General features: G+C 53.1%; 15 protein-coding genes and 1 pseudogene. 5 read left to right on the plus strand and 11 right to left on the minus strand.

The genetic code is table 11. The features are described 5' to 3' along the window. Positions 1 to 28: 28 nt before the first annotated feature. Entirely contained in the window at positions 29 to 961 is a 933-nt protein-coding gene (locus IP581_RS05850; protein ID WP_086871290.1) for a nucleoside recognition domain-containing protein, read from the minus strand. 314 nt (positions 962 to 1,275) lie between these two features. Between IP581_RS05850 and IP581_RS05855 the strand changes: the two genes are divergently transcribed. Both IP581_RS05855 and IP581_RS05860 read left to right on the plus strand, forming a co-directional pair. Beyond that, positions 1,276 to 2,580 (plus strand): hypothetical protein, encoded by a 1,305-nt coding sequence (locus tag IP581_RS05855; RefSeq protein ID WP_097400512.1) that lies wholly within the window; start codon positions 1,276 to 1,278, stop codon positions 2,578 to 2,580. Position 2,581: 1 nt separating this feature from the next. Beyond that, positions 2,582 to 2,986 (plus strand): hypothetical protein, encoded by a 405-nt coding sequence (locus tag IP581_RS05860; RefSeq protein ID WP_193821973.1) that lies wholly within the window; start codon positions 2,582 to 2,584, stop codon positions 2,984 to 2,986. Positions 2,987 to 3,031: 45 nt separating this feature from the next. On the opposite strand, the gene eitC is transcribed toward IP581_RS05860, so the two are convergent. Genes eitC through eitA form a run of 3 tightly spaced genes read right to left on the minus strand, consistent with a single transcriptional unit; the run spans position 3,032 to position 5,828 of the window. Beyond that, complete coding sequence (gene eitC, locus IP581_RS05865; protein WP_097400514.1) at positions 3,032 to 3,790, minus strand: siderophore ABC transporter ATP-binding protein EitC; 759 nt, start codon at positions 3,788 to 3,790, stop codon at positions 3,032 to 3,034. Continuing rightward, positions 3,787 to 4,827 (minus strand): FecCD family ABC transporter permease, encoded by a 1,041-nt coding sequence (locus IP581_RS05870; RefSeq protein ID WP_097400515.1) that lies wholly within the window; start codon positions 4,825 to 4,827, stop codon positions 3,787 to 3,789. The genes eitC and IP581_RS05870 overlap by 4 nt, the downstream gene beginning before the upstream one ends. Further along, positions 4,824 to 5,828 (minus strand): siderophore ABC transporter substrate-binding protein EitA, encoded by a 1,005-nt coding sequence (gene eitA / locus IP581_RS05875; RefSeq protein WP_097400516.1) that lies wholly within the window; start codon positions 5,826 to 5,828, stop codon positions 4,824 to 4,826. Before eitA ends, IP581_RS05870 begins: the two co-directional genes overlap by 4 nt. 206 nt (positions 5,829 to 6,034) lie before the next feature. Here eitA and IP581_RS05880 point away from each other — a divergent pair, with 206 nt between their 5' ends. Further along, positions 6,035 to 7,276: an MFS transporter gene (locus tag IP581_RS05880; RefSeq protein WP_097400517.1), complete on the plus strand. Its 1,242-nt coding sequence runs from the start codon at positions 6,035 to 6,037 to the stop codon at positions 7,274 to 7,276. Here IP581_RS05880 and IP581_RS05885 read toward each other — a convergent pair. From IP581_RS05885 to IP581_RS05895, 3 genes are all read right to left on the minus strand, one after another. Beyond that, positions 7,273 to 7,371 (minus strand): YoaK family small membrane protein, encoded by a 99-nt coding sequence (locus tag IP581_RS05885; RefSeq protein ID WP_017455774.1) that lies wholly within the window; start codon positions 7,369 to 7,371, stop codon positions 7,273 to 7,275. The two genes, IP581_RS05880 and IP581_RS05885, sit on opposite strands and share 4 nt — an antisense overlap. 104 nt (positions 7,372 to 7,475) lie before the next feature. Further along, on the minus strand, positions 7,476 to 7,709 hold the full coding sequence (locus tag IP581_RS05890) for a KTSC domain-containing protein (protein ID WP_017455775.1): 234 nt from the start codon (positions 7,707 to 7,709) through the stop codon (positions 7,476 to 7,478). 342 nt (positions 7,710 to 8,051) lie between these two features. Next, positions 8,052 to 8,531: a hypothetical protein gene (locus IP581_RS05895; protein ID WP_193821974.1), complete on the minus strand. Its 480-nt coding sequence runs from the start codon at positions 8,529 to 8,531 to the stop codon at positions 8,052 to 8,054. 1,308 nt (positions 8,532 to 9,839) lie between these two features. Between IP581_RS05895 and IP581_RS05900 the strand changes: the two genes are divergently transcribed. Further along, complete coding sequence (locus IP581_RS05900) at positions 9,840 to 10,727, plus strand: LysR family transcriptional regulator (protein ID WP_193821975.1); 888 nt, start codon at positions 9,840 to 9,842, stop codon at positions 10,725 to 10,727. 470 nt (positions 10,728 to 11,197) lie between these two features. Here the strand turns inward: IP581_RS05900 and IP581_RS05905 are convergent, their stop codons facing one another. Next, the gene (locus IP581_RS05905; RefSeq protein ID WP_097400521.1) at positions 11,198 to 11,764 is read right to left on the minus strand and encodes a LuxR C-terminal-related transcriptional regulator; all 567 of its coding nucleotides are present in this window, start codon (positions 11,762 to 11,764) and stop codon (positions 11,198 to 11,200) included. A 272-nt stretch (positions 11,765 to 12,036) separates the two neighbouring features. Between IP581_RS05905 and yjbE the strand changes: the two genes are divergently transcribed. Next, on the plus strand, positions 12,037 to 12,315 hold the full coding sequence (gene yjbE / locus IP581_RS05910) for an exopolysaccharide production protein YjbE (protein ID WP_228007848.1): 279 nt from the start codon (positions 12,037 to 12,039) through the stop codon (positions 12,313 to 12,315). A gap of 295 nt (positions 12,316 to 12,610) precedes the next feature. Here yjbE and IP581_RS05915 read toward each other — a convergent pair whose 3' ends face one another. The 3 genes and pseudogenes from IP581_RS05915 to IP581_RS05925 all read right to left on the minus strand — a co-directional run. Further along, a complete protein-coding gene (locus tag IP581_RS05915) occupies positions 12,611 to 13,462 on the minus strand; it encodes a Vmh family MBL fold metallo-hydrolase (protein ID WP_193821976.1) in 852 nt (283 codons plus the stop codon). A 12-nt stretch (positions 13,463 to 13,474) separates the two neighbouring features. Then, positions 13,475 to 14,113, minus strand: coding sequence for a DsbA family protein (locus IP581_RS05920; RefSeq protein WP_193821977.1), 639 nt, complete (start codon positions 14,111 to 14,113; stop codon positions 13,475 to 13,477). Between the two features lie 142 nt (positions 14,114 to 14,255). Then, positions 14,256 to 14,648, minus strand: a pseudogene (locus tag IP581_RS05925) (helix-turn-helix domain-containing protein); the annotation flags it as partial. Positions 14,649 to 14,719: the final 71 nt, after the last annotated feature.

Genomic DNA, 14,719 nt, shown 5'->3' on the forward strand with positions numbered 1-14,719 from the left:
GGTGCGCAATGCGTCACCCGGCGTACACTTAAAACACCATCACATGCAAAACCGTGCGCACCAGAATGCCGACAATCGCGCCCGGTAGCGCAAAACGGAACAGGCGCACAAAGCGGCTGGCGATGCCGAGAAAAATGCCGATACCGGGCAAATCCAGCGTCTGCACCAGAAAGCCTGCCGAGGCGTTGATTTGCTCAGCCGTTAACTGCCCGTGCTGCACCATTTCGGACGCCACGCCAAAATACGCCGTCCCGCCCGCCAGACATTTGGTTAACGCCAGCAACACATACACTGTAGAAATATGGAAAAACGACAGCAGCGGTGTGAGCAACGTGGTTAAGGCTTCCACCACGCCTGCGGCTTTCAGCAAACCGACCACCGTTAACGACAGCAGCAGCATCGGCAGCGAACCCAGCGACAAGCGGATGGCATCTGCCCCTGCGCCGTTAATCACCGCAATTAACCCCGCGCGCGGTTTATCCTGGTGCAATTCGCCCTCTTCATCGCGCAGGCTGGCAGTCGAAAGTTTTCGCCCCGACACATAATAGGTCAGCGTGGAAGCGGCAAGCCCGCCGATAAGCGAAATCACAATTGCCATCCCCCAGTGCAGGCCGAACGGGGTCAGCGGGTAAAAGACGTTGGCCTGGCCCATGGCGAACAACATCGCCAGCGTGGCGGCGAGATGGCGATCGGATGTGCCTCTTCTTTCCATAATCGCCAGGGCGGCGAGAGGCGCGGCGAAACTGACAAAGTTAAGCTGGATAAGGGCGAAAATCCCCATTCCGCTGATACCAAAAGGTTTCAGAACGGGGGAGGTGAGGCGCACGATGCCATCTAAAACCCCTTTCTCCTCCAGGTATTTCATCATGATGAGCATCACCACCATGATGGGCAGCAAGGTATATAACGCAACATCTACGGAAACCTTGCCCGCCGACATGATGATTTCAATGATATTCATTCCTGACTCCAGTGATTTTTTTCCCCGCTATAGTACACCCGACAACCGTCAGGGCAGGCGCTTTCACACCATTGTATTTACTTATTTTCCCGGCAACGGGCTGCGTGTATTGCCGGGCTACGCGATCTGGTAGGTGCGGCTAAAAAGCGCTGCAAACGTGGCATGCTGGCGAAAACAGAAAAGAAAAACTCCGCCGGTAAAAGGGGGGCGGCATTGCGGCATCGGCGATATGGAAATTTCACTTAATATTCGCCGCGCACTGCCGATAACCCCATTTTATGCCCGGGCCGCAATGGGATGATTCGAGGTCGCTGATGGGACTGAATATTTTTAAAGCACACAAGCAAAAAAAAGAAGCAGAAGAGATAGTCGTCAACGCGCGGTTTAACGCGCGGCTGGCGGAAGAGGGTCTGGAAGAGGCCAGAAACACCTCTTCCACGCTTATCAATACCTTGCTCGATCAGAAAAAGCGCTACGCGGATGAGGTTATCCCGCAGGCGTTAACTGTGCTTGAGAAGTGCCAAAAAGTTAACCGGCTGGAGACCAAAGTCTCGCAGGATGTGTTAGATAATTTTGCCCGCTACGACGCGCCACAATTGCAAACCCAGTCGGTAAAAATGACCGAAATCATTGGCACCGGGGTGAAAGGCACGGCGACGGGCGCGGCGCTCGCTCTGGGCTCGATGAGCGCGGTGTCGACGTTCGGCGCGGCGTCTACCGGCACCGCCATTGCCTCGCTTTCCGGCGCTGCCGCCAGTAATGCTACGCTTGCCTGGTTTGGCGGCGGCGCGCTTTCCGCCGGTGGCGCAGGAATCGCTGGTGGCACCATGGTGCTGGGCGGCATTGTGCTGGCGCCGGTCGCCATTTTCGCGATGCTGAAATACAGCCAGAGCGCGGAAAAAAAGCTCACCGAAGCGTATGAATATCGCAGCGCGGTTAACAAGGAAGTGGCAAAAATCAATGCGGTGATCGACGTGGCGAAGGCCATTAATCAGCATATTTCGCTGTATGCCTCGACCATTGAAGGCATTGCCCGGCGCCTGCAGACCAGTTACCAGATGCTGGATCAGGCACTCTCAACCAACGTTGCGCACGAGCGTGTCGTTTTCCTGAAACTCCAGACCGTGCTACTGGTAAAAGCGATGAAACAGTTGCTGGCGATACGCCTGGTGGACGATGAAAACAGCCCGACGCCGGAATCGGTAACGGTGGTTTCTCATGCGCAGGCCTTCACCGAGGAGCGTGTGAACACGCTGGTGACGAACCTGATTGCCGCAAATGATCACATGACCACGGCCAGCGATGTCTCTTCGCTCGCGCCTGGCGAGCAGAGTGCGCTCTATTTCTGGCTGGCAGATAGCCAGAAACGCAAAGCGTCTGCCGATGACGATGAACCGTCGTTTCTGGTGTGGATGGTGCTGTGCCTTCTTTTTGGCGCGCTGGGGTATTACCTGCACAGCATTGAGTGGACTTATACCTCGCTTGTCGCCTTTTTGTTCAGTTTTACCGGTTTTTCCGGGGCGTTAGGTCGTCTGTTTAATTTTGACAGCTCAGGACTGGTGGGCACGGGCATTCTGGCCCTGATGGGATACGCAGCTTATTTATTCTGGTGGGCATAAGATGAAAGCACTGTTTAACGCCTCGAAAGTGGCGGCAAAAGCGTCGCCGTTACAAGCGGCATCGGCGGCGAAAGAGATTTTTGACGCCTGGCGTGATCTACAAAAATACCGTGCGGAACAGGAAACGATTCGCCATCAAATCTCCCAGCAAACCGAAGTACAGATTGCGCGTATTCAGGCGCAGAAAGAGGTGTTGTTGCAGGCGTTGAACCAGGATTTCGCGCTGCGCCAGACGTCGCTTACCCAGACGTTTGCCGTGCTGGATAAAGCGCTGGAAACGAACAATCTGGATCTGTTAGATAAATCGTTAGGCGCGATTGTGGCCATCACCCAGCAATCTTCGGTGGTGTCGCTGAAATCGTTACATGCCACTTTGCAGGACAGCCGCAACGTTATCGACCTGTAAGCCCGCTTCGCGCCAGAACAGTGCCACGTTCTGGCGCAAAAGCGTTCATAAAAAGTGAATATGCTTTTTGCCGTGATCGGGTGAGATCTCAATGCGTGCGCGCACCTGAAACACCTCGGCCAGCATGGCTTCCGTGAGCACGTCATCCGGCGTGCCGCGCGCTACAATTTGCCCTTTTTGCATCACGACCAGCGCATCGCAGAACATCGCCGCGTGGTTCAAATCATGGATCGCGACAATGCTGGTCACCGGCAGTTCGCTGATAAGGCGCATTAACTGCATTTGATGGTGGATGTCGAGATGGTTAGTTGGCTCGTCGAGCAAAATTTCGCTCGGCGCTTGCGCCAGCGCACGGGCAATATGGACCCGCTGGCGTTCGCCGCCGGAGAGACTTTGCCAGCCCTGCTCGCTGTGCTCCAGCATGCCCACGCGGTCAAGCGCCGCGGTCACTATTTCATCATCGTTGTGCGACCACGGGCTAAACGGCGAGTGGTGCGGAATGCGCCCCAGCTTTACCACATCACGCACGCGAATGTTGGCTTCCGTCGCCGCATGCTGCTCAACAAACGCCACCCGCTGCGCCAGCGCTTTTTTTCTCAGCGTTGCGACATCGCGGCCATCCAGCATCACGCTGCCGTCATCCGGACGGCGCAGCCCGGCCAGAATGCGTAGCAGCGAGGATTTTCCTGAACCATTCGGCCCCAGCAAGCCCAGTGTCTGGCCCCTGGCTACCTCAAGCGAGACGTTATCGACAATGGTTTTTTTCCCTGCCCGCCAGCAGAGATTTTTGGCGCTGATACTCATGCGAATTTCCTTGAGCGATAGAGAATAACCGCGAAGAACGGCACGCCCACCAGCGCGGTGACCACGCCAACCGGCAGGCTTTGCGGGGCAATCAGCGTGCGCGAGGCAATATCCGCCAGCACCATCAAAATCGCACCAGCCATCGCACACGCCACCAGTAACTGGCGGTGCAGCGGCCCAATGAAATAGCGCATCACATGCGGCACGACCAGGCCCACAAAGCCAATGGAACCCGCCATGCTGACAATGGTGGCGGTGATGAGCGCGGTAACGGAAAAGAGGATCAAGCGTACCGCGCCTACCGGAATGCCCAGCGAGGCGGCCGCGTCATCGCCAAAAGTAAAAGCGTCCAGCGCTTTGGCGTGATAGAGACACGCCAGCAGGCCAATGATAACCACGACTAATACCAGCTGGAATTCCGGCCAGCGCACGCCGCTGAAACTGCCCAGCAGCCAGAACATCACATCCCGCGCTTGCTGCGCGCTGGCGGAGGTGCTGATGCTGTACGCGGTGATGGCGTTGAAAAGCTGGGAAGCCGCAACCCCGGCGAGAATGGTGCGTTCATTGCCACCGCGCGCGCCGTTAGTCAGCACAGCGACAAACAAAAAGGCGGCAAACGCGCCGACAAACGCCCCGGCGGAGAGCGACACCGCGCCCGCGCCGAGACCTAACACCACCACCGATACCGCGCCGGTAGACGCCCCGGCGGAAACGCCCAGCACATAAGGTTCTGCCAGCGCGTTTTTCAGCAGGCTTTGCAGCACCGCGCCGCAAATCGCTAACCCGGCACCGCAGCAGGCGGCAACCAGCGCACGGCTCAGGCGGAAGTCCCAAATCACCGTTTCATGAATACGGTTTAGCGGCTCACTGGTCAGCCCCAGTTTGTTACTGACGGCGTAAAAGGTGGTTCTGAGCGGAATCGCCAGTTCGCCGACGCCGACGCTGACGGCAATCACCAGCCCGAGCAGCAACAGCGATAACAGCAAGAGCACAACGTGCTGCGCTTTTTTAAGCAGAGCCGGTGAGGGCGTGGTCATTTATCCAGCCCCAGCTTCTCCAGTTGCGCGCCCACCTGTTCTGCGCCGTAGAACGTGCGGATGGTCGGGTTCATCGCCTGGCCGTCCATCACCACGATATGACCTTTTTTCACCGCCTCAAGCTGGCTGACCGCCGGATCGCTTTTCAGGAATTTGATCTTCTCTTCCGCGCTGTCCAGCGCCCAGCGGTTACGATCGAGACTGGAGACAACAATCACGTCCGGGTTAGAAGCAATAATGCTTTCCCAACTGAGTGTCGGCCATTCGCTTTCTGAGGTGATAGCGCTGTGCCCGCCAAGCAGGTTGGCGATATAACCGGAAGCGCTGTTCTTGCCGCCGACATAAGCATCCGCCGAGGGCGATGCGCTGGAGAACCAGAAAACAAATGACAGGTTTTTCTTGCCATGGCCGAACTTGCTGCGCAGCGCTTCTTCACGCTGTTTGAACTCAGCAATCAGCTTTTCTCCGCGATCCTGCACATCGAAAATTTCGGCCAGATCGCTGATCTCTTTGTACAGCAGTGATGGATTCCACAAGGTATGGCGGCTGCCGTAAATATCGCCGTTATCCTGTTTGGTTGCGCAGACGCCCGGAGAGAGATAACTGTTTGCGCCAATGGCGGATAAATCCTCGCGCTTCGCCACTTTGCTGTCCGGCCCCAGCAGGATCGGCAACTGAGCGGCCACGAAATCGGGCTCCTGGGCAATGATCGACTCAAGCGTTGGGATCTCGACCGTCAGCACTTTCACTTTGGCATTCTGCGCGGCCAGCTGCGGCAGCACTTTAGTCGGCCAGAACGCGCTGGCAACCATTTTGTCCTGCAAGCCGAGCAGCAGCATAATTTCTGCCGTGTTTTGCCCCAGCGCGACCACGCGCTGGGGCGCTTTGTCGAACGTAACCTGCACACCACAGTTTTCAATGGTCAGCGGATAATGGGTGGCTTGCGCCAGTGCTGAACCCGCAAACAACATCCCCAGTGCAAACAACGATTTTTTAAACATAGGCATCATCATGACCTTGAGAAAGAGTAGTTTTTGTAAATGCAAATCATTCTTATGGCGGCTCTTATACCGAGCGGCATGGGCCTTGTCAATATGGGGAATTATCAATAAAGACCTTGTTTTTACTGTGTATTTAAAGAGAGTTGCCAGCAGGAAATTTCCCCGGTATTAAAGACCCTTGCACGTTTTGCTGACCTGGACCGTTCATGCTTGCCCAAATTTCTGCCTCGCCGAAAGTGACCTCGCCATACCTGCTCGCCGGCAGCCAGCTGATTTTTAATATCGGTTTTTATGCCGTGGTGCCGTTTCTGGCGATCTATCTGCGCGATGATTTGCTGCTTTCCGGTTCGCTGATTGGCTTGATCATCGGCTTGCGCACATTCTCCCAGCAGGGAATGTTTTTATTAGGTGGTGCGTTATCGGACCGCTTTGGCGCAAGGGTCATTATTTTGTGCGGCTGCGTGGTGCGCATCAGCGGCTATCTGCTGCTGGCATTTGGCGGTGAACTGCTGCCGGTGGTGCTGGGTGCCTGTTTAACCGGTGTTGGCGGGGCGCTGTTTTCTCCGGCTATCGAAGCGTTGCTGGCGAAAGCGGGCACACAAAGTGAAAAAGCGGGAAAACGCAGCCGCGCAGAGTGGTTCGCGCTGTTCGCCATTTGCGGCGAGCTGGGCACGGTGCTCGGGCCACTGCTGGGTTCGCTGCTAGCCGGTTTTGGTTTTCAGCGCGTGGCGCTGGCCGGGGCGGGCGTATTTGTCGTGGCACTGCTGGTACTCTTTTTCTGCCTGCCGGGTGGCAACGGGAAAACGGAAACGCTGCATATGCTGCCGTGGTGGAAAACCTTTCGCAAACCGCGTTTTGTCGCGTTTATGGTGGCCTACAGCGCTTATCTGTTCAGCTATAACCAGCTTTACCTGGCGTTGCCGGTTGAACTGAGCCGCTCGGGCAGCAGCGAGAAAACTCTCGGTCCGCTCTTTATGCTGGCCTCGGTACTGATCATCACGTTACAGATGCCGCTGGCGCGGCTTGCCCGCCGTATTGGCGCGGCACGCATGTTGCCGGTGGGGTTTGCGCTACTGGCTGCGTCATTTATCAGCGTCGCACTGTTTGCCGCGACACCGGCGCCGGAAAACTGGCAGCGCTATGTACCGGCCGCCTGCATGGTGACGCTGTTAACGCTCGGGCAAATGTTGATTGTTCCGGTGGGGAAAGATCTGGTGCCGTGGTTTGCGGATAACCAGAACCTCGGCGCGCATTATGGCGCACTGGCGTCGATGGGGGGCGTCACGGTGCTGGCGGGAAACTTCCTGTTAGGCGGGCAACTGGATAACGCACTACTCCCTTCTGCGGCGGCGAGTGTCGCCTGGATGTGGCTGGCGCTGGTCCCGTCGCTCAGCGCACTGGCCATGATATTTATCTGCCGCCCGATGGCGAAACACGTCGGACGTTAGCTGCCCGGCGTGGCGTAACCGCCAGCGATAAACCACGTCAGAAAGGCGACGGCGACAATAAAAACCAGGATAGGAAACGCAATACCAATTCTCATAACACCTCGTTACGCTGTCGCCAGCATGAGTACGCACCAAACCGCATCGTCTGCGGGCAGACAACGTTAGCACAAACGCGGGCAAAAAATTACCGCATCAGCGGTTAAAAACGGCTTTGATTTGCCTGCTCGACGGTAATTTTCAGGTAGCTACTGGCGATATGTTCGCGGAAGTAGTTTTCCTGCTCGTGGCTCATCAAAAAGGCCTGCCAGGTTTTAGGCGGCACGCCAAGATATTGCTCAACCCGGCCATTGCTGTGTTCAAGCTCAAGTACGCTGGAGTTTGGATCGTATCCGGCGGCGCGCAGCGCGCGGCAGGAAAGGGGATGTCTTTTCATAATGTGTTCTGCTCAACGTCAATGTCAAAGTTGCACTTCTGTTATTGCTATCGGCAGCGCGTGCAGAAAATTTACACTGCGGCCAGGGATTTAGCGCCGTGCCGTTTAGCCCGCGTTTATTAAAAAGGTGTGTCAGACGCAGGCAGCACGTTTCAGCGCATGATCGCAGCCGTCCGGATCATCGGGCAGATGAAATGCACGTATTCATGCTTCAGCGCGGCAAACCGCAATGGCGCGCATTAACGAAAAGGGAAACATGGCTAAGTGATGTCATGGACTGATCCACACGCTAAACCGTGCCCTCACTAAGCAGGAAGGCACGGTTTTCGCGGCGAGCAGCGGTCAGCTAAGTAACGAGATCCAGTCGCTGGGGATATCCGTAAAGAAGGTGGCTTCCTGCGTGGCCGTTCTTGTGCCCACGATAACGTATTGGCTCAAATCAGGGTTCACGTCGGTTAAAATATAGTACGGCTTACGTCCATACATATGCCCCTGATCGGGCAATTGTGCCCCCACGCTGCCATCGAGATTAAATTCAAAAAACAGCGCACTCTGCGGGGCGGTGATGCGATATTTATGTGTGCCATAGGAGGCACCATCTTCAATACATGAGGTCGAGACAGAATCTCCTTTGGCATTACTGATGATATAACCGCCAATATCCGCGAGGCTTTTAAAACCATTGGTGATAATAAGCTGCTGAATATAGGCAATAGCCTGGGCAGGTGTTCGCCCCCGGCACGATTCAATGCGCGGCTGGAATCCTGTTTTTTGTATTTCTGAAATGACGCGGTTATCGCCGCGATAATAAATAGATGGCATCTCTGTATCTCCTCATGATTACGATGGGGTTTATCGTACGGTGCAAGCGTTTAATTTTGCTTTATCGGGTGCACAATCAAAATTAAAAAACAGCATGCTTCTCATTGGTGATATGTGCTCTGTATAGCGGAGTTGTATTTATATCAACGTATTTTGTTGAAGGTTTAAATATTACCCGCTGCCGCATTATCATCCGATAACCACGTAAAGATAACGGAGGATATAAAAAAACAAATCGGGTTTTTGGCGTAGACCTTTTATCCGGGGCGTGAAAACTATCCATCTGCCTGCATCACCTCTGGCTTTGCGGGCAAAGAACACACATAATTACATCGGTTGCAATTAAGGTAACTTGCTGAATGAAATGCGAAAAAATTGGCGTGGTATTGCAAATAAACTAAAAAATGCTGACGAAAGATCGCCACGCTTTTATCGGGTGCAAAGAATTGTTCTTTGCACCAAAGGTCTGTTTATTCGTCGTGTTGAGTAGACGCGACAGAAGTTTTTTCCGTGTGCAGTTTTATAAATAGATGCACAACAGGGATGGCGTAAACCACAAACAACAGACAGTTAACGGCAAATAACAGTAAGGTGTAGCTATCGACCGTCAGGAGGATGTCTAATGAGAAGATTCGTAATATTACATCCAGTATTAACCTGGATAACAGGCTGGAAAGGTAATAGTGGGCGTAAGCAAGAAACAGAAAACAGAACAAAAGCGTGTAGTTATCGCTATCGTTTGTTTTACTTATCCTGAATGAGGCATAGTAACGGTTTATTAAAAATACGATTTCTTTATTATTCGATACAAACAACAGCACTGCAAACACCGAACACATGACTATTATGAAAATATTCTGCACCTGGTTCGTAAGGGGTAAGTCTGCCATCACCGTATAATAGGAGTAAGCGTAATAGCCAATGGATAAAACAGACAGCAGTAACAAAATTTTTCGTATCATTTTTCTCATCCGCGGTTTCCCGCTTAAAACACATTCATCTATTTGCATTGCCAAAGCATTGGCCCACCGATATGACTAACGGCATACCGCCCGCAAACTTTATAAATAAATTGCAGGTGCCGGTGAGCGCAGGCAGCAAAGCGCCAGACCTCGTGCTCCTCCTTCGGCATGACCGCGATTTCATGACTGCGTGACGCTTAAACGGCAGCGTCACGGAGTCTGGATTCACACAAAAAGCAGAAAGCACGCGTCTGATAAAAACACAGGGTGTGGACGCAACGCTGTTTTGCCAGGCACATTTCTGAAACAATGCGCGTTACGTTTCACAAATCGAGCAGGTGAACCTATGGACAGAGTGATGGCGGTGGTGGTGTTTAATCGCATCTGCGAGCTGGGAAGTTTGAGCGCAGCTTCACGGGCGCTGGGCATTTCCCGCCCGATGGTCAGCCGCTACCTTGATGAAATGGAAAAATGGGCGGGTGCCCGGCTTATTCACCGTTCGTCCCGCCGCCTGACGCTTACTCCAGCCGGGGAAAATACGTTACAAAAAACGCGGCAACTCGCGCCGTTGTTTGGCGGTATTGAAGGGCAATCGACGCGGGAAACGCCCTCCGGTACGTTGCGCGTTGCCTGCGCCCACTTCACGGCCAGCCATATTATCGGGCCGGTGCTGCCGGATTTTCTGGCGCGTTACCCGGCGTTAAGAATCGAAGTTGAAGTGGGAAACCACCCGGTCAACCTGATTGGCGAACGCATTGATTTGGCCATTCGCATCACTAATAACCCGGAAGCCGGGGCGATAGCCACCCGTCTCGGGGAGTGCCGCTCGGTACTTTGCGCATCGGCGGATTATCTGCGCCTGCACGGTACACCGCATACGGTGCATGAGCTTGCACACCACAACTGTCTGCACTATAGCGGTTTCGCCGGGCAGTCATGGCACTTTACCGATGGCGCACAAAACAAGTGGGACGTGATGGCGAACGGCAATCTGAGCGCGGGGATCTCCGCTGTGCTGCGTGATGCTGCGATTGCCGGGTGCGGGCTGGCGCTGGTGCCGGAACGGGAAGCGCAGGACGCGCTGAATAATGGGCAACTGGTGGGGGTATTACCCGATCTCGAACCGCAACGACTGGGAATTTATGGCTTGTATCAGTCTCGCGAACATCAACACGCCGCGCTGCGGTTATTTATGGATGCTATCCGCCAGCAGTTAACCAGTGCGCCAGAATAAATAGCCATTTTATGTGGGGAATTCACCGTGTAATAACGATGAAAAATCTAAATATAATCGCGGTGTTGCGTACTCGTGCTGGCAGTTCGCGGCAGCGCCATTGTTTTTCTTAGGTTTAATCTCATCGTTAGCATTTAATTATTTGTGCTGTTGAGGCCCGTCTTATTTTTTTGTCAGCTATTGACGGCTGCGGTTATTTGTCGGTTAAATGAAAGCCCTCCCGCAGTGAGTGAAACTAAAATGGTGATGATGAACCTGGCGTTGATAGGCGTGCTGCTGATCGTTATCGCGTATTCTTTTTACAGGCACTTTCGGCTTGTGCGCTCAAGAAAAGTGGGTCAACCGCGTAAATACAGCAAAAAGACTTAACGGTATTTAATGTGAATTGCCTTTTTATCCACGGGATAAAAAGGCAATTTTATGTTGCGTCCTGGTTTTTATTTTGCTGAGTGTTGTGTTTTTTTTCTTTCTTAGCCGTAAGCGACCATTCTATTTATTTGTTCGCCCGGCGGCATAAAAAGTGGATCTTCACTCGTACTCTCTTTTAATGTGGAGTCGGTAAATGAAAAAATGCTAAACGCATAAAAAATGTCAATCTTTGTACTCGCGGATATTTTCTTTTTGATGTTGTCCTTGTGCGATGAAACGGTTTTTTTGTTGATGTTTAATAGCGTGGAAATCTCCTCATCACTCTTTTCGAAAATCATCTCTTTTAGAATCGCAATTTCGCGCCTTCCAAGACGAATCGTCTTAACATGCTGGCTGACTCTTCCGTAAACAAATTCGGTTAATATGTCCATTAAAACACTGACCGGAACTTTATCGGGTATCACAATCATAGGCGTATGTGCCAACGTAAAGGGCGTAAAATTACCTTTGGTTACCACTAATGTTCCCCGGCCAGAATAAGGTGCTGTAAAGTTAATTCCAATGTGCAAACCACTGCCGTTTCTGATTTCATTAACTAATTGAGTGATACCTTTTTTGGTATAAGAACAGGTGATTTTGCATAATATGACATCTATTTTTCTTTCCATATTACACCCTCCTGGAGCGTCTGGATGTGCGTGTGTAAAATTTGCAGTTTGAAATTTTTCTTAATCCTTTGTTGTGCTCTTCTATGTCTTCTTTGATCTCTATCATACTGCTAAAAAATTGTTAACTGAGGATTATCTTATTTTTATTTTTAAGCGAAATGTGCATGCGCTGAGATAATTGGCTTTTTCTGAGGAATCTCCCATTTGTTTTCATATTGTCGAGGAATGTCCTATTTTGCGATCCGTTTTTGTGATGGCGATTTAAAGTGCAGATGATCCCAAATAAATATGAGGACAGGATTATGGTGCTTTTAAAATACATTATTATCGCTTTCGTATTTGCTATTTCTGGAATTTGCTACGCAGCGCCGGCACAAGAAGGAAAAGCCGCCGGGGAGAATGCAGCGGAATATGCAGTTGGTAGTTCAGCCGTCACCGGCGTGGCGGTTGTTACCGCTGTCGCCGGTTTGCTTTTATTATCCATGGGCGGGGACAGTGACGGCAGTAATACCTCAACCAGCACAACAACGACGACGACGCCTGCCAATTAACGGTGACTTTTTTAAAGTCGCCGTGCCAGGGATTTTGAGAAATTAAACGCAATGTCTGATCGCACCACAAGGTACGAGGGAACGCGTCATCCCGACGCGAGCCGACAACTGATCAGCGGCGGAAGGTGAGCACAGGCATGCTGCGGGAGCGGTGGGAATAGATAAGGGGGACGCAGTGGTCCCCCTTATCATGTTGATGGCGCTACGTTTATGTCGTCATGCCGGGCTGGCGTGAATTGAAACCCGGGTAATGAGGCGTAAATACTGATGCATAAGCCCGAATTACGCGTGACGATCACCACTTCATTTCGCCAGTGTTCACTTTTGCGCTCAGTTCCAGTGAACCCGCTTCCGCCAGGTTCGGGTAAACGGCAGTCATGGCTTTGATAACGCCCGCCGAGGTGTTATTCGCTTTCAGCGCCTGCTCGAAGGTCGTGAGGTAATTGAGGGTAAACGTAATGGCCTGGTCACCGGCAGGACGCGCCCCGAGATAATGACCGGGGATCACCTGCTGCGGCTTCAGGCGTTGCATTTCGTCCAGCACTTCACGCCACTGCGCACGTGCCGCCGGGGTTTGCGTGTCGGCGCTCCAGACGTGGATGCCGCTGGAAATCGCCGTGCCGCCGAGAATGGCTTTATTCGCCGGGATCCAGACATAAGCCGCATAGCTTTGCGGATGGCGCAGCTCCAGCGTTTCACCATCGACAGTGAAATGTGTCGCCGTGGTTGCTGTCGGTACGGTTAACGCGTGCGGCGCGCCATCCTTCATCTGCGGCCCCCAGTACGCCAGCTTGGCCTCTTTGGTTGCTTTTATATGTTTCACCACTTCTGGCGCGGCAACCACCTTGACCTGCGGCCAGGCGTTGACGATTGGTTCAAGGCCAAAATAGAAATCCGGATCGCCGGAGGTAATCACCACTTGCTTGAGCGTTTTGCCGCTGGCTTTGATCATCTCCACCAGTTTTTCGCCATCTTTCACGCTGAATTGCGCATCAAACAAAATGGCTTCCGTCGGACCGGAAACCAGCGTGGATGAGACGGCGAAAATCGCCTTTTCCTGCGGGTTGTAAACCTGCAATTGTAACGGTGCGGCAACAGAAGAGGCGCTGACGAGCATCAGCAATACGCCGGGTATTTTACGGTTCATGAGGGGATCCCTTTAACGATAGGTTTTTACGAGCGCTATAAATGCATCCGGGTTGCCGTAATACTGGCCGACCGGAAGCAGCGTGTAGCGGCCATCTTCCTGCAGCAACACGGCGCTGGGGAAGCCCGCCCCGGCGGCTTGCGCCATCACCATACGGCCATATTGAATGGCGGCGCGGGCTTCGCTTTCCGCCACCTGGCCGTTGACCACAGGCAGACCGGTGGCGTGCTGAATTACCGCGTTGACCACTTCATCGCGGGTGATATCACGGCCATCGCGATACCAGGCTGTCTGAATGGCGTTAAGAAAGCGCAGCGCGTCAGCCGGTTCGCCACATTGCTGTAAGGCTAACAAACCGCGAGTGGCGGGCAGCGAGTCGAGCAGTAACCCGTCGCGGACGAGCAATTCTTCTTTATAAGCACGGCCAAACGGCATACCGGTTAATTTCGCGATCCGATCATCATGCTCGTGCACATGATTAAGCCAGTCGGCATCCAGCCGGCGGCGCTGCGCGTCGATAAACAGACCGCCGGGCAAAATATGTTGTCGTTCGGTGAAGTGTTCAGCCGTGCGGTTAATCAGCGGCAGTGCGCCATAACTCCAGCCGCAGAGCGGATCGATTATCCAGTACAGCCCAGCCTGAAATGCCATGGTTATTCTCTCGTGTTGTGCAGGTGCCGCCCATTGTAGGCGCATTGGCAATGAAGAGAATTCCCGTAACCGGACATGCAGCGTTTCGTAAAACGATCAGATAACCACACCATAACGACAAAAATGCCGCAATAACGCGGCGTTAATGTCCGTGCGTCGTGTTTCGCGCGGCGGCCCAGTGTTTGTACTGCGCAGGCGTCATGTTAATGAGCTGGCTAAAAGCTTTGCGAAACGCCGTATCTTCCGTATAGCCACACGCGGCGGCGACGTGTCTGATATTGGCCGACGGGTTTTCAAGCAGCAGACAGGCCGATTCTATGCGTACACGCGTAATAAAATGTTTGGGGCTTTCGTGGGTTAAATCGGCCAGTTTTCGGTGCAAGGTGCGCGGGCTGAGGTTCAACGCGCTGGCGAGTTCTTCGACGGTGATGGCCGGATTTTCATAGCGGATAAGCTGTTCGGCGCGCAGTAACAGCGGATCAATGGTGTTTAAAAAGCCGCGCGGGGCATAGAGTTGCTGGGAGAGTGGCTGGCTGCCATTCCTGCAGAAGGGGCTTTTCTGACAAAATTATTATTTTCGCGTCATGTTTGCGTAAGTATCACTCC

This window comes from Kosakonia pseudosacchari (assembly GCF_015167415.1).
GTDB classification, from domain to species: domain Bacteria; phylum Pseudomonadota; class Gammaproteobacteria; order Enterobacterales; family Enterobacteriaceae; genus Kosakonia; species Kosakonia pseudosacchari.

Coding starts and splice junctions, on each gene's coding strand:
- IP581_RS05860 (WP_193821973.1), top strand. CDS start 2,582: ATGAAAGCACTGTTTAACGCCTCGAAAGTGGCGGCAAAAGCGTCGCCG.
- eitA (WP_097400516.1), bottom strand. CDS start 5,828: ATGTTTAAAAAATCGTTGTTTGCACTGGGGATGTTGTTTGCGGGTTCA.
- IP581_RS05885 (WP_017455774.1), bottom strand. CDS start 7,371: ATGAGAATTGGTATTGCGTTTCCTATCCTGGTTTTTATTGTCGCCGTC.
- IP581_RS05900 (WP_193821975.1), top strand. CDS start 9,840: ATGGACAGAGTGATGGCGGTGGTGGTGTTTAATCGCATCTGCGAGCTG.
- IP581_RS05855 (WP_097400512.1), top strand. CDS start 1,276: ATGGGACTGAATATTTTTAAAGCACACAAGCAAAAAAAAGAAGCAGAA.
- IP581_RS05880 (WP_097400517.1), top strand. CDS start 6,035: ATGCTTGCCCAAATTTCTGCCTCGCCGAAAGTGACCTCGCCATACCTG.
- IP581_RS05890 (WP_017455775.1), bottom strand. CDS start 7,709: ATGAAAAGACATCCCCTTTCCTGCCGCGCGCTGCGCGCCGCCGGATAC.
- yjbE (WP_228007848.1), top strand. CDS start 12,037: ATGATCCCAAATAAATATGAGGACAGGATTATGGTGCTTTTAAAATAC.
- IP581_RS05905 (WP_097400521.1), bottom strand. CDS start 11,764: ATGGAAAGAAAAATAGATGTCATATTATGCAAAATCACCTGTTCTTAT.
- IP581_RS05920 (WP_193821977.1), bottom strand. CDS start 14,113: ATGGCATTTCAGGCTGGGCTGTACTGGATAATCGATCCGCTCTGCGGC.
- IP581_RS05895 (WP_193821974.1), bottom strand. CDS start 8,531: ATGCCATCTATTTATTATCGCGGCGATAACCGCGTCATTTCAGAAATA.
- IP581_RS05850 (WP_086871290.1), bottom strand. CDS start 961: ATGAATATCATTGAAATCATCATGTCGGCGGGCAAGGTTTCCGTAGAT.
- IP581_RS05870 (WP_097400515.1), bottom strand. CDS start 4,827: ATGACCACGCCCTCACCGGCTCTGCTTAAAAAAGCGCAGCACGTTGTG.
- eitC (WP_097400514.1), bottom strand. CDS start 3,790: ATGAGTATCAGCGCCAAAAATCTCTGCTGGCGGGCAGGGAAAAAAACC.
- IP581_RS05915 (WP_193821976.1), bottom strand. CDS start 13,462: ATGAACCGTAAAATACCCGGCGTATTGCTGATGCTCGTCAGCGCCTCT.